Source organism: Nocardiopsis sp. JB363 (genome assembly GCF_900143625.1).
Taxonomy (GTDB): Bacteria; Actinomycetota; Actinomycetes; order Streptosporangiales; family Streptosporangiaceae; genus Nocardiopsis.
Genome location: NZ_FRFF01000021.1, coordinates 85,941 through 99,593, shown reverse-complemented (window position 1 = coordinate 99,593; position 13,653 = coordinate 85,941). Strand labels below are relative to the sequence as shown.

Sequence of the window (13,653 nt, the reverse complement as noted above, 5' to 3'; positions counted from 1 at the left end):
CCCCCACTGAGGACCCTGACCAATTGTGGCCATGGGAACCGATGACGAATGGAACCCCAGCTCATGTGGGACATGGGTTCCAGACTCGCGGGGATGAGGGCGGGCAGCATGATCACAAAGGGTGCGCGGGTGATAACTTGAACCGCGTCCCCTTTTGTTGGTTATGACTGAGGAACTATCCCTATGTCTCTGCACGAGGTGGGTGTCAACGTTCATGACGCCTATGGAGCGGGTGCCTCGGCCGAAGAGTACGCGTCAGCGTTCAATGGTCTGCACGACGACTTCAACGATGTCCTTTCTTCGGCTTCGGCCGCCTGCGCCGACGATCCGAAGGTCGGTGGTTGGTCGGATTACGGGGAAGAGCAGGCCGAGGCTATAGCCAGAGTCGAGAACCACGGTATTTCGCTGGCGGAAAATGTCCAAGGCGGCGCGTCCGAAACGGCTAATGTCGATTCCCAGGCATCAGAAGTATACAATTCCACGGACGTGCCGATGGCACGACCGGTCAACATCAAATAGCCCCCTCTTTCGCCACCGTCTCTTTGAATCCAAGGAAGACCTGTGTATTTTTCCCCCACACCTTGCGAAATCGATACCGGAAAACTCGACCAAGCTGCTGACGATATGCTTGAGATCGTGGGCCGGATCACCGGGAAAAGTGGAGATCTGGAGTCACTCTTCACAGCTGCCGCACTAGAGTTCTCTGATCTGATCGCCGAGAACCTCCAGTCCACCGCGAATGAAAACCATTCGGCGTGGACCTCTGCCTTGACCACCTGCTGGCACGTTTGGGGGGTGGTGACCAAGTGGAGTGGTGACGTCGAGCGCTATAAGGCCAGGATCGCTTCCCTCCAAGAAGAATGGGATGCGGCAGTTGGTAACAACTTCGGTTTTCCAGAGGATGATGCCGGTGGGATTGAAGCGCGTAGAGCATTAGCAGGAGCCCTCAACGATCGAGCACAAGGTCATTGGGAAACTCTAGAAGGAGAAGCAGAGGATAACTCTGACAACTTGAAGGGTGGTCCCACAGTATCCAACCTTCGTGAACTGGTTGACTCCGGAGTCCTAGGATTCGCGGCCTATAACTCTACCCGGCAGATCATGTACTACCCGTCCACGTTCGATACCGGAACGAGAGACGCTGAGAACATGGCCGATTATCTGACTGGCGAAAAGGAGTTGGATGACGAATACTATCGCCTCTTGGAGCAATTGGCGGCGCTCACTGCTCTCGCTGCAGAAGCAAAACGCAATGGTGAGCATCCGCGGGGATATGAACTCGAGTATTTGGAGGAATTCTACGCGTCCCTAGAAGAGGAGGTTGAGGGTGGGGTTGTCGAACTTCCTGGGCAGTTCGATGATGAGAATCTGAGTGACGAGCAAAGAGAGCAAGCTCTCGGCACTTTGGGTGACGGTCTGCTGGTGCTCTCCGATGAGGCTGTCGGAGGTGGGTACGATTCCGTCCCTGCAAGTATCCAATATGTTCTTGAGGGTCCGGATTTCAGTACCGATCAATCTGGGCGCGGTGCCCTAAATATTCTCCAGAATTGGCGGGACCAGGCCGAGGGGCTGGGTGAGTTGCTTGTTCATTCTGATGAAACATTGGAGGGTGGGGCAGAGTTCTCCGCTCGTGTGATCGATACCGTTTCAAGAGAAGTGGATCGTATTAGTAATCTTGCGACCAGCCACACGCAGGATGACAATGATATGTCCATACTTCTTGATGTGGCTACACGCAATGATGATGCGAACTATGCACTCCTCACAGGAGAGTATCCCGAAGGCGTAGATGTTGATCTTCCTTGGGAAGGATCATCCGCGGATAGCAGAAGGGAAAAGGCACTGGAGCACCTTTACACCCATGAATGGGGGGACGATGGGGCGGCGGTCCGTAAAATCACCGATTGGATAGCAGATGGCCCTGCGGCCGGTGATGATGACACCGAAGGTGAGCATCGTGAGACAGCCCTGATGGCCTTGATGGAACTTATGGTGGACAGTGAATTCGAAGATTCTTTGTTCAACACGGGAAGCCACGTAGACGATGGCGATGTCACTTGGCATAATGTTTCGGCCAGTCATCTGAATTCAGAATTGGCAGATAGTTTCGCCGATATATTCATCGCCTTCCAGGATGATTTCGCCAATACTGATGGGATTCCAGGTAACGTTGAAATAGGTTTAGGTGAGGGGATCGAAATTACTGATGAAGCTCGGATGGCTTTTACTCGGTTCGCGGTGGGAGATCCTGATGCGGCGGCCAAGATATACGGAGAATCTCTGCTCACCACGGCTGAAGCTATGGAGGAGTATGCAACCAACACCGGAGAGAGGACACACGGACCGGCTCACTCTGCTGCGAGTCTCCAGGCGCTAGTTGAGGTTGCTTTGTTGAACGAGAGCACAATGCGTGAGGCGAATGACCAGGAGTTTGCCGAATATCGAAACAAGGTAAACACTGCCGCTATCAACCTTATTGGCGGCGCCGCCGGCGATAAGGGAGCCTCCGGATTGATCGTGGAGATCGGCAAGGCTATTGCGGGTGAGGCGTTTGCGGTCTCTGACGAGTCAGGGAAACCCCATGTGGGAGTGAACGGTGAGTGGGTGGAATCCGAACGTATGATGGGGTACGCCCTTGGTGTTGCGGCGGAGCAGGATCCAGAGCTCATGGCAGTGCTCGAAGAAGAGGGTATTGCGAAGAAGGATGGGTCCGGAGATATTTATGTCCCTCCTGACCATGTTGATTGGGAGATTTCTGGATCTGAAAGTGCTCTTTCCGACCATTATCATCGAATCGATGAAAGAGATTGGCCCGACGGTGAAAGTGACACTAGAGACGCCGTTGAGGATTTTATTGGCGCCTTTGATCGCACGGCGTCGAAGTGGGAAAAGCATATCGTGGATGAATCTGGAGAAAAGGTGAATGGGGAAGATGAATAAACCTTCCTGGCATCGCCTTTGCGGGCGCCCTGGGCGACTTATATTGCATCACGCCTCTTTCCTGGTTGTATTGGCCATTGTGTGCGGCTGTTCTGTTCTTGGTCCCTCCCACAGTATCCATGAGCCGGGGCGGTCTCCAGAGTTCAGGGATTCGATTAGTGAGGTCGCCTGGACCTGGGAGCCTCCCCGGGGTGTAGATGGTCTGGTCGTCCGCAGCATAGATCAGGGAGTCGTGGTTCTTTTCGAGACTGGTGCCGTCGCTCTATCCGGTGAAACGGGCGAGGAGCTCTGGTCTTACCATGATCGAAGCCGGGAGTTCATTGGAAATGTCGCGAGTGGGGGTGAGTATGTCGTCCTTTACGACCAAGAGGAGTCACAGGTAGTGCTCTTTGAGAGCGATACGGGGAGGATTGCATATGAGTACACGCAAGAATTGACGGGTATCGATTATACCCATGATTCTTCTTTCGGCCATTTGCGTCCTGCCATGGCCGGCATCACCGATGACACCTGGATTGTTCGTTGGGAGGACTCGGCCAGCTCTTATGACCTGTCAACCGGGGAACGACTGTGGTCCGTGTCGAACGTGCCGAACTGTTCCGATGTGGGTCAGGTGGATGACTTGACGGTGAGGAAGGATGTTGTGGTGGCGGCCACCACCTGCTTCGAACATCCTGAGGACGAGGAGACCGTGGCCTGGACAGTGGGATGGGATTTCACATCGGAGCTGGTAGGGCTTTCCCCCGAGACGGGTGAGGAGCTCTGGCGCGTCGAACACACCATCGGGCGGATGCCCATCGACTCCCTGGAGCGCACCATCAGTTCACGTCCAGGTGGGCTCATATATGTCAATTACCCCGAATCCCATGATCTGGGAATTTCCCTGCTCGATATCGATACGGGAGAGGTGAGATATTCGGATGCGCAGAGCCTTCTGTGGACCTCTCGGGATGGTTCCCGTTTGGGTCTGTGGGACACCGAGACCGGTGAGTACCGGGTCCAGGACCGCTCGGGCAGTGTCGAGCGCACTCTGGAGCGCGACGGAGTTTCCATGAGCGAGGACATGGTCGTCGATGGGCACAAGGTCGGGCTGGAGGACGGAGTGCTCTACCTGAACGAATGGACGGAGGACGCCTCCGCTTCCGAGGGGTTCGGACGATTCGACGGGTTCGACGGGGACTCCACCTTCGTGTGGGACAAGGCGGAGGAGCTGAGCGTGCACGAGGCGCTGGACGTTCCCGGAGCGGTGGCCGTCTCCTACACGGCCGACGGCGAACCGGGTGTCATGGGACTCAGGTGAGGGGGAACGGGGCCGTGACACGGGCGCGGGCCAATAGGATTGTGCTGATCACCCGTCCGCCGAAGAAACGGTTCTCAACTGATGACCGCCATCACCCGCGATGAGGTCGCGCACCTCGCCCGGTTGTCACGGTTGGCGCTCGACGAGAGCGAGTACGACACGCTCGCTGCCCAGCTCGGTGACATCCTCACCGCGATGGCCAAGGTGCAGGAGGTCGCCAAGGGCGACATCCCGCCGAGCTCGCACGCCATGCCGCTGACCAACGTCTACCGCCCCGACGAGGCCAGGCCCGGCCTCACCCCCGAGCAGGCCCTGGCCGGCGCCCCCGCGGTGGAAGACCAGCGATTCCGGGTCCCGCGGATCCTTGGGGAGGAAGAGTAGATGAGCGACGTCATTCGTCTCAGTGCCGCCGAACTCGGCGTGGCCATCAAGGCGGGCGAGGTCTCCTCGGTGGAGGCCACCACCGCCTACCTCGACCGGATCGAGAAGGTCGACGGCGACATCGGCGCCTTCCTGCACGTGGGCCGTGAAGCCGCGCTGGAGCAGGCTCGCGCGGTGGACGCCAAGCGTGCCGAGGGCGCCGAACTCGGTCCCCTGGCCGGGGTGCCGGTCGCGCACAAGGACGTGTTCACCACCAAGGACATGCCCACCACCGCTGCCTCCAAGATGCTGGAGGGTTGGCAGCCGCCTTACGACGCCACGGTCACCGCGCGCCTGCGCGAGGCCGGGATGGTCATCCTGGGCAAGACCAACATGGACGAGTTCGCGATGGGCTCCTCCACGGAGAACTCCGCCTACCAGCTCACCCGCAACCCGTGGGACACCGACCGCATCCCGGGCGGTTCCTCCGGTGGTTCCTCCGCCGCGGTCGCCGCGTTCGAGGCCCCCCTGGCCACCGGAACCGACACCGGTGGTTCCATCCGCGAACCCGCCGCCCTGTGCGGTCTGGTCGGGGTCAAGCCGACCTACGGTGGCTCCTCCCGTTACGGGATGATCGCCTTCGCCTCCTCCCTGGACACCGCCGGCCCCTTCGCGCGCAACGTGTTGGACGCGGCCCTGCTCCACGAGGCCTTCTCCGGCCACGACCCGCGCGACTCCACTTCCGTGGACGCGCCCGTGCCCCCGGTCGTGGAAGCGGCCAGGTCCGGAGAGATCCAGGGCATGACGATCGGTGTGGTCAAGGAACTCGACCACAAGGAGAGCACCCAGAACGGTGTGCACCAGCGCTTCCGCGAGACCGTGGAGACGCTGGAGTCCCTGGGCGCCAAGGTCGTCGAGGTGTCCTGCCCCAGCTTCGACGCCGCGCTGAGCGCCTACTACCTCATCGCGCCCAGCGAGGCCTCCTCCAACCTGGCCCGCTTCGACGCCATGCGGTACGGCCTGCGGGTGGGCGACGACGGTACGCGCAGTGCCGAGGAGGTCATGTCGCTGACCCGGGCCCAGGGCTTCGGTCCGGAGGTCAAGCGCCGGATCATGCTCGGCACCTACGCGCTTTCCAGCGGCTACTACGACGCCTTCTACGGCAGCGCACAGCAGGTCCGCACGCTCATCAAGCGCGACTTCGAGGCCGCCTTCGAGAAGGTGGACGTGCTGGTATCGCCGACCACGCCCACCACGGCGTTCCCGATCGGTGAGCGCTCCGAGGACCCGATGGCGATGTACCTGGCCGACCTGTGCACGATCCCGTCCAACCTGGCCGGGAACGCGTCGCTGTCGGTGCCGTGCGGCCTGGCCCCGGAGGACGGCCTGCCGGTCGGCTTCCAGATCATGGCGCCGCCGCTGGCCGACGACCGCACCTACCGGGTCGCGGCCGCCGTCGAGCGCGCCCTGACCGAGCGGGACGGTTCCCTGATCGCCCGCAGCCCCTACGCGGTCGCGTAACGAAGACCCGAGCAAGAGGGCCCGGCGCCCGGTCGGGCAGACCAGGGCCCCGCACCGTTCAACGGTGCGGGGCCCTCGTCGTGTGCCGAACGAGTACGACCTACTCGCCTGTTCGTGCCCTGCGGCGGCGGGTCAGGTACACGGCGGCCGCGCCACCGGCGATCGCGACCAACGCCGCCGCGACCAGGGAGATCACGGCGTTGCCGGTGAAGGCCAGACCGCCGTCGGTGGGTGCGGCGGCCTGGTCGGCGACCGGCGACGGGCTGGGGTCGACGGTGGACTCCACCTCCGGCGGGGTGCCGCCCGCGGAGTCCCACGCGATCGTGGCGGTCTCACCGATGACGATCTCGCTGTCCTCGGCGGAGATGAGGGTCTGGGTGGGCTCATCGGAGTCCTCGCCCTTGAACAGGCGGCCGGTCTCCACCGCCGCCGTGGTCTCCAGAACCAACGTGGCCTCGCCGGCGCTGGTGTCCGCCGGCACGGAGAACGCCACCACGTCCCCGTCGACGACCTCCTCGACCGTGTCGCCGCTGTCGGCGTCCACGACCTCGACCCCTTCGGGGCCCTCCACGGTCACCGGGATGCTCTCGCCGCTGGTCTCCACCGTGAACTCGCCGATGGTGTCCCCGGCCAGACCGGAGTCCACGTCGGGGCTGATGGTGAGGGGCGAGGCCGGTTCGTTCGGCAGCTCCTCGGCGCTCTCGGTCAGGTGGTGGTACAGGTGCGTGACGTTGCCGGCGTTGACGTTCGTGTCCAGCTCGGGGCCTTGCTCGACCCGGTCCAGGTCCACGCTGTTGCTGAAGTGCCAGATGGCCGCCTGGGTGGCGGTGACCGCCTCGGACTCGGTGAGTCGGGCCATCTCCGCTTCCTCTTGGAGGTCCGCGACGTCCACCACCGGATAGGAGTTCTTCAGGATCCAGTGCACCTTGCCGGGGTCGGCGAAGTCGCCCTGCCCCGGGTAGTTCTCCCACTGGTCCTCGCGGTACCAGGCGTCCTCGACCAGTCCGGTGCGCACGTCGATGCAGTAGGTGGTGAGCCGCTGGTCGCTCTCCTCCAGGTGGACGTCGAAGGTCGCGGTGGTGGTGTAGGGCTCGCCCGCCATGGTGACGGCGTGCCCGTGTTCGACGACGCCGGTGTACTGCCCCTCGACCGAGCCGCGGTAGGGGGCGGGCTCGGCGGAGGCGGAGCCGGTCATGGAGAGGGGGACGAGAGGCAGGGCGAGAGCGAGGAGAACGGAGGATGCGCGGCGGAACACGTGCGTCACTTCTCTTCCTGGGAGGGGGCGGAGAGAGGCTTTCACACAGCGTCACACAGGACAACGGATCCATCACGAACTGGCCGGTATCAGCCATGCGGACAACCACGGGTACACCACAGGGGTCCGCCCCCGTGACGTGCACGGGAACGGACCCCTGTCGACTTCGGGCCGTAGGCCCTACCTAAAACCTTTAGGCGTCGGCGTCCTCACCGGTGTCACCGGCGTTCGCCTTGCGCTTGCGGCTCAGGTAGATGGCGCCACCACCGGCGCCCAGGGCGGCGACGCCCGCGGCGACCAGGCCGGCCAGCGCGCCACCGGTCACCGGCAGCGTGGGCTCGTCGTCCTTGCCGGGGGCGGGCTTGTCGTCCTCTTCCGGCTCGTCGGTCTCCTCCGGGGTCGGCTTCGGCTCCGGCTCGTCGGTCTCCTCCGGGGTCGGCTCCGGCTCGGGCTCCGGCTCCGGCTCGGGCTCGGGCTGGTCGACCGCGGCCCACTCGACACCGGCACCGGCCTGGACGGAGGTCTCGGTGTCCTGGGCGGTGATCAGGGTCTGGGTCGCCTTGTGGGCGTCCTCACCCTTGAAGAGACGGCCACGCTGGATGGTGGAGGTGGTCTCCAGGGAGAAGGAGGCGCTGCCGTCCTCGGCGTCCTCGGGGACGGAGAAGCCGACCTTGTCGCCGTTGTCGACGGTGGTGACGGCCTCGCCGGTCTCGATGTCGACCAGCTCGACGCCCTCGGGGGCGTCCAGGGTGACCTGGATCTCCGAAGCGGTGGTGGAGACCTCGAACTCACCGACGGTCTCGCCGGCGTTGCCGGTGGCCGAGTCCGGGGTGACGCTCAGGGACGCCGGCGTCTGGGCCAGCTCCTCGGCGTTCTCGATCAGGTACTCGTAGACGGCCTTCACGGCCGGCTTGTTGCGCTTGTCCAGGGTGGCGCCGTTGCTGAAGTGCCAGATGGCGGCCTGGGTGGCGCCCAGCGCTTCCTCGTCACTGACCCGGACGTCGGTGCCGGCGGCGGAGGCCAGGTCCGCGCCGGACAGGGCCGGGTAGCCGTTCTGGAGGATCCAGAGGACCTTGCCGGGTTCGGAGCTGGCGAAGTCGCCCTGACCAGGGTAGTTGGCCCAGTCGTCCTCGTTGTACCAGGCGCCGGAACGGATACCCGTCTCGATGTCGATGCAGTAGGTGATGAGCTCACCGCCGGCCTCGATGTCGAGGTTGAACAGGTTGGTGCCGATGGTGCGCCCGTCCATGTGGACGGTGGTACCGGACTGGTGGCTGCCGGCGTGCTGGGCACGAACCACGTCGCCGTTGTCGGCGGCGGCGGGAGCCGCCAGGCCGAGGGCGAGGAACGCGGCGGCGGAGGCCGCGACACCCGCGCGGGAGAGGGCGCGGGGAGTGGGGGAGAGCTTCAAGTCGTGTCCTGTCGCTAGGTGCTGTGCCACGTGAATACGACAGCGGGGAGGGAGGGAAAGCGGTGCCCGAGTGGGCGGAGAGGATTTGGGCTCGGCTGAACCCCGTGACACAACAGTACCGATTTGTTTGTTCCTGTCCGATAATACCGAAGGGGCCCGTCCTTTGGAACGGGCCCCTCCTGCCTACCGACTGGTAGGGATGCGTCGGCGGTTAGGCGTCGGCGTCCTCACCGCTGTCACCGGCGTCGGCCTTGCGCTTGCGGCTCAGGTAGATGGCGCCACCACCGGCGCCCAGAGCGGCGACGCCCGCGGCGACCAGGCCGGCCAGCGCGCCACCGGTCACCGGCAGCGTGGGCTCGTCCTCCTTGCCGGGGGCGGGCTTGTCGTCCTCTTCCGGCTCCTCGGTCGGGGTCGGCTCCGGCTCGTCGCTCTCCTCGGGCTCCGGCTCCGGCTCGGGCTCCGGCTCGGGGGTGGGCTCGTCGCCCGCGACCCAGTTGGCGGAGGCCGAAGCGGTGACCGAGGTCTCGTCACCGTCGACGGTGATCAGCGTCTGCGTGGGGACGCTGGCGGACTTGCCCTGGAACAGGCGGCCGGTCTCCACGGAGGAGGTCGCCTCCAGGGAGAAGGAGGCCTCGCCCGGCTCGGTGCCCTCGGGCACGGCGAAGCCGACCTTGTCGCCGTTGTCGACGGTGGTGACGGCCTCGTCGGTCTCGACGTCGACCAGCTCGACGCCCTCGGGGGCGTCCAGGGTAACCGGGATCTCCGCCGAGTTGGTGGAGATCTCGAACTCGCCGACGGTCGAACCGGCGGTGCCCTCGGCCGAGTTCGGGGTGATGCTCAGCGCGGCGCCGGGCTCTTCCTCGATGCTCTCGGCGTTCGCGGTCAGGTACTCGTAGACGGCGACGACGCTCTCGCTGTTGCCCTCGGAGAGCTCCATGTCGTTGCTGAAGTGCCAGATGGCGGCCTGGGTGGCGGCGAGGGCGTCCTCGTTGCTCAGACCCTCGACACCGGCGGCCTCACCGAGGGCGGCGGCGTCGGTGTTCGGGTAGGCGTTCTGCAGGATCCACAGGACCTTGCCGGGCTCGGCGAACTCGCCCTTGCCCGGGTAGTCGGCCCAGTCGTCCTCCTTGTACTCGGCCTGACCGACGATGTTGGTCCGGAAGTCGATGCAGTACATCGTCAGGGTGCTGCCGTCGGTCAGTTGCAGGTTGAACAGGCTGGTCGGGACCGAGCTGCCGCCCATGTGGACCTTGGGGCCGCTCTCGGCGTTGCCGACGTAGGTGCCCTCGGCGGAACCTTCGTAGGTCTCGACCTCGTCGGCGGCCGCGGGGGCGGCCAGGCCGAAGGCCAGGAAGGCGGCCGCTGAGGCCGCCAGACCGGCGCGGCCGGCGATGCGGGGGAGGGAGAAGTTACTCAAGTTGTTTCCCGGTGTCTTATTAGGGGTGAACCGGATCATCCGCCGGTGCGGAAGTGAATGGCTGCCACGGTCGGGGTCAGGGGGCGTGGAGCCATTGGGGGGAGCGATCTCTCCGAGGGGGCCGTCAGACGCGGGAGCGGGCCGCGTTAGCCCTGGGTCGCCGATCGCCCGGCCGATACTAGCGAGACGGTTCGTGCTTTCCAACCCGGTTCGCGAAAAATGTGGCCGATTACGGGCAAGTCCAAATCTGAGCAGGACAGACCCGGATTATGGCGTGATGTTATAGATCGAGGTCGGTGGGGTGGGGCCGTTCCGGGTGCCTAATTCCGACGCTTACGGCCCAAGACCAGGATGAGCAGGCCGGATACCACCAGGGCACCCGCGATGACCAGGAGTCCTGACAGCCAGGTGCCGGTGAGAGCCAAACCGGACCCTTGGTTTCGGTCTTCGCTTTTCGGGACCTCTGTCACAACTTCCGGTTCGTCCGCGGGTTCCTCGGCGGGCGCGGTCGTCGGCTCCGGTTCGGAGGTCGCCGGCTCGTCCTCGGTGCCGGCCTCGGCGGTCTCCTCGGCGTGCCAGGTCACCGTCGCGGTGGTGGAACTGATGGCGGTGCCCGGTTCCGCGGTGATGAGCGGCTGGGTGCGCACCCCTTCGCGGCCGGTGAAAAGACGTCCCTCCGGGAGGGGCACACCCGCCCCGCGCGCGTGCAGGGTGGCCACCCCGGCCGGCACCGACGGGTCCACGGCGAGGTAGACCTCGTCGCCGTCGGAGATACGCGAGACCTCCCGGCCCTCGGCGTCCACCAGCCACGACGCGGGCGCGCCGCGCACCGACACCCGCACCGGAACCTCACCCGAGCTGGCCACCGTCAACGGGCCCAGGGGCCCTTCGGGCGCGACCGTCTCCACATGGGAGGGAGAGAGCTCCAACGACCGTGCGGTCGTGCCGCCCTCGGCGGCGGCGCTGCCCTGGACCAGGTATTCGAACAGGTGCAGGAGCTCCTCGGAGTTGCCCTCCGGGCTCGGGTCGACCTCGTCCAACACGTGCCACAGGGCCGCCTGGGTGGCGGCGATCGCCGTGTGCTCCTCCAACACCGGCAGTCCCGACACCGACGCCAACGACGTCAACGGCAGGTTCGGGTAGGAGTGACGCACGATCCAGTTCGCGCGGTCGGCCGGGTCCGTGGCCCAAGTCGTGTCCGTCCACTCCGGGCGGTCGGCCCACGCCGACTCGACGTAGGCGGTGCGCGGACGCACCTCCTCGTCCGCCATCATCGCGTAGGCGCGGACGGAGTCCTCATCGGCCACACGCAGACTGAACAGGGCCGTCTCCAGTTCCTGCCCGTCTTCGAGCAGGACCGGGGCACCCGCCATGGGGTCGCGGTCCACGCGGGAGAAGTCGTCCGCGTGGACGGGTGAAGTGGAAAGGGTGCCGATCAGTGCGGTCGCGCTCAGCAACGCGGCGCACCGACGCAGGATGCCGGACATGCTCAGGCTCTCCCGTACGGAGGGCGGTTGGGGCGACCCTGCCCCGACCGGCGAATTCGTGTTCCCGGGCAACCAAGACTAACGGTCCGGTACCCTGAGTGACGGTAGATCTCCTCGTTAGCGGCCCAATCGTGCGCTCGCTGTGACATCCGTCGGTGGCACAAGGATCGGGAACGGGCACAGAGGGCCTCGCGACCTCGGTAGGCTGACCTGGAAGGTATGTCCTCTACTGAAACGGGTTTGCGGCGATGGCCCACGCGGTAACTCCTAGCTTCGAGCAGGCACTGACCAAGTACGAACCTGTGCTCGGCCTGGAGACCCACATCGAACTGGGCACCGCCTCCAAGATGTTCTGCTCATGCCCGACCGCGTTCGGTGCCGAGCCCAACACCCAGGTGTGCCCGGTGTGTCTGGCCTTCCCCGGTTCGTTGCCGGTGGTCAACGAGAAGGCGGTGGAAGGCGCGATCCGTCTGGGGCTGGCACTCAACTGCTCCGTCGCCCCGTGGGGCCGGTTCGCGCGGAAGAACTACTTCTATCCGGACATGCCGAAGAACTTCCAGATCTCCCAGTACGACGAGCCGATCTGCGTCGACGGGCACCTGGACGTCACCGTCGACACCCCCGACGGCCCGCGCGACTTCCGCATCGAGGTCGAGCGCGTGCACATGGAGGAGGACACCGGCAAGTCCACCCACGTGGGTGGTTCCACCGGTCGGATCCATGGCGCCAGCCACTCCAACGTGGACTACAACCGCGCCGGCATTCCGCTGCTGGAGATCGTCACCAAGCCCATCCCCGGCACCGGTGAGCTCGCTCCGCTGGTCGCCCGCGCCTACGCCGCGGAGCTGCGCGACCTGGTCCGCTCCCTCGGCATCTCGGACGTGCGCATGGAGGAGGGCTCCATGCGTTGCGACGTGAACGTGTCCATCAACGAGATCGGCGCCTCGGAGTGGGGCACCCGCAGCGAGACCAAGAACGTCAACTCGCTGCGTTCGGTGGAACGTGCCGTGAGTTCGGAGATCGAGCGTCAGGCCGGCGTGCTCGACGACGGGGGGCGCGTGGTCCAGGAGACCCGCCACTTCCAGGAGCACCTCGGCCGCAGCACCTCGGGCCGCTCCAAGGAGGAGGCCCAGGACTACCGTTACTTCCCGGACCCCGACCTGGTCCCGGTCGCTCCGTCGAAGGAGTGGATCGAGGAGCTGCGCGCCACCCTGCCGGAGCTGCCCGCGGCCCAGCGCGCCCGGATCACGACCGAGTGGAAGCTCACCGACACCGAGCTGCGCGACCTGGTCAACGCCGACGCCATCGTCCTGGTGGAGGCCACCGTCGCCGAGGGAGCTCCCTCGGCGGAGGCCCGCAAGCTGTGGCTGAACGAGCTCTCGCGCCGTGCCACCGAGCAGGAGGTGGAGTTGGGCGCGCTGCCCATCACCCCCGCTCAGGTCGCCCGGATCATCGCGCTGGTCGCCGAGGGCACGCTCACCAACAAGCTCGCCCGCCAGGTGGTCGAGGGTGTGCTGGCCGGTGAGGGCGAGCCCGACGCCGTGGTCGAGGCCCGTGGCCTCAAGGTCGTCAGCGACGACGGTGCGCTCGGTGCGGCCGTCGACGAGGCGATCGCCGCCAACCCCGACGCGGCCGACAAGGTGCGCGGCGGCAAGGTCGCCGCGGCCGGCGCCCTGGTCGGTGCGGTCATGAAGGCCACCCGTGGCCAGGCCGACGCCGGACGGGCCCGCGAACTCATCCTGGAGAAGCTCTCCGGCTGAGCCATGGCTCAGCCGGGGTCTTCCAGGCTCCGTACGGCGTCGTGGGGCAGAAGACGGCCCCGCGACGCCGGTGCCTTTTCAGGAGCTGGGAAAACCTGAAACCGAGATGACGGGGAGTAGTCGCTTCGTCGCCATCTCTCAGCCGGTCCTCAATCGCCGTGTGACCTTGGTTGCGTAGGGTGTTCCCGCATGGGGGTGCGTG

The 13,653-nt window shown here is 65.2% G+C and carries 10 protein-coding genes; 6 read left to right on the top strand and 4 right to left on the bottom strand.

Annotated features, from left to right (window positions below):
• Positions 1–183 precede the first annotated feature (183 nt).
• The 5 genes from BQ8420_RS31290 (at position 184) to gatA (ending at position 6,121) form a co-directional block, all read left to right on the top strand.
• Complete coding sequence (locus BQ8420_RS31290; protein ID WP_143847106.1) at positions 184–519, top strand: hypothetical protein; 336 nt, start codon at positions 184–186, stop codon at positions 517–519.
• Positions 520–561: 42 nt separating this feature from the next.
• Complete coding sequence (locus tag BQ8420_RS31285; protein ID WP_143847104.1) at positions 562–2,940, top strand: hypothetical protein; 2,379 nt, start codon at positions 562–564, stop codon at positions 2,938–2,940.
• A 232-nt stretch (positions 2,941–3,172) separates the two neighbouring features.
• Positions 3,173–4,240 (top strand): PQQ-binding-like beta-propeller repeat protein, encoded by a 1,068-nt coding sequence (locus BQ8420_RS04820; protein WP_235005922.1) that lies wholly within the window; start codon positions 3,173–3,175, stop codon positions 4,238–4,240.
• A gap of 81 nt (positions 4,241–4,321) precedes the next feature.
• On the top strand, positions 4,322–4,621 hold the full coding sequence (gene gatC, locus BQ8420_RS04815; protein ID WP_087096593.1) for an Asp-tRNA(Asn)/Glu-tRNA(Gln) amidotransferase subunit GatC: 300 nt from the start codon (positions 4,322–4,324) through the stop codon (positions 4,619–4,621).
• Positions 4,622–6,121 carry an Asp-tRNA(Asn)/Glu-tRNA(Gln) amidotransferase subunit GatA gene (gene gatA / locus BQ8420_RS04810; protein WP_087096592.1) on the top strand — a complete coding sequence of 500 codons (1,500 nt, stop codon included), beginning with the start codon at positions 4,622–4,624 and terminating at the stop codon, positions 6,119–6,121.
• 100 nt (positions 6,122–6,221) lie between these two features.
• Here gatA and BQ8420_RS04805 read toward each other — a convergent pair whose 3' ends face one another.
• From BQ8420_RS04805 to BQ8420_RS04790, 4 genes are all read right to left on the bottom strand, one after another.
• Positions 6,222–7,385: a thioester domain-containing protein gene (locus BQ8420_RS04805; RefSeq protein WP_235005921.1), complete on the bottom strand. Its 1,164-nt coding sequence runs from the start codon at positions 7,383–7,385 to the stop codon at positions 6,222–6,224.
• A 184-nt stretch (positions 7,386–7,569) separates the two neighbouring features.
• Entirely contained in the window at positions 7,570–8,787 is a 1,218-nt protein-coding gene (locus tag BQ8420_RS04800; RefSeq protein WP_087096591.1) for a thioester domain-containing protein, read from the bottom strand.
• A gap of 211 nt (positions 8,788–8,998) precedes the next feature.
• Positions 8,999–10,204 (bottom strand): thioester domain-containing protein, encoded by a 1,206-nt coding sequence (locus BQ8420_RS04795; protein ID WP_087096590.1) that lies wholly within the window; start codon positions 10,202–10,204, stop codon positions 8,999–9,001.
• Between the two features lie 320 nt (positions 10,205–10,524).
• Positions 10,525–11,691 carry a thioester domain-containing protein gene (locus BQ8420_RS04790; protein WP_087096589.1) on the bottom strand — a complete coding sequence of 389 codons (1,167 nt, stop codon included), beginning with the start codon at positions 11,689–11,691 and terminating at the stop codon, positions 10,525–10,527.
• A 248-nt stretch (positions 11,692–11,939) separates the two neighbouring features.
• On the opposite strand from BQ8420_RS04790, the gene gatB reads away from it, so the two are divergent.
• The gene (gene gatB / locus BQ8420_RS04785) at positions 11,940–13,451 is read left to right on the top strand and encodes an Asp-tRNA(Asn)/Glu-tRNA(Gln) amidotransferase subunit GatB (protein ID WP_087096588.1); all 1,512 of its coding nucleotides are present in this window, start codon (positions 11,940–11,942) and stop codon (positions 13,449–13,451) included.
• Positions 13,452–13,653: the final 202 nt, after the last annotated feature.

Excerpts from the sequence above, each read along its gene's own strand:
- BQ8420_RS04790 (WP_087096589.1), bottom strand. The coding sequence starts at position 11,691 with ATGTCCGGCATCCTGCGTCGGTGCGCCGCGTTGCTGAGCGCGACCGCA.
- gatA (WP_087096592.1), top strand. The coding sequence starts at position 4,622 with ATGAGCGACGTCATTCGTCTCAGTGCCGCCGAACTCGGCGTGGCCATC.
- gatB (WP_087096588.1), top strand. The coding sequence starts at position 11,940 with ATGGCCCACGCGGTAACTCCTAGCTTCGAGCAGGCACTGACCAAGTAC.
- gatC (WP_087096593.1), top strand. The coding sequence starts at position 4,322 with ATGACCGCCATCACCCGCGATGAGGTCGCGCACCTCGCCCGGTTGTCA.
- BQ8420_RS31290 (WP_143847106.1), top strand. The coding sequence starts at position 184 with ATGTCTCTGCACGAGGTGGGTGTCAACGTTCATGACGCCTATGGAGCG.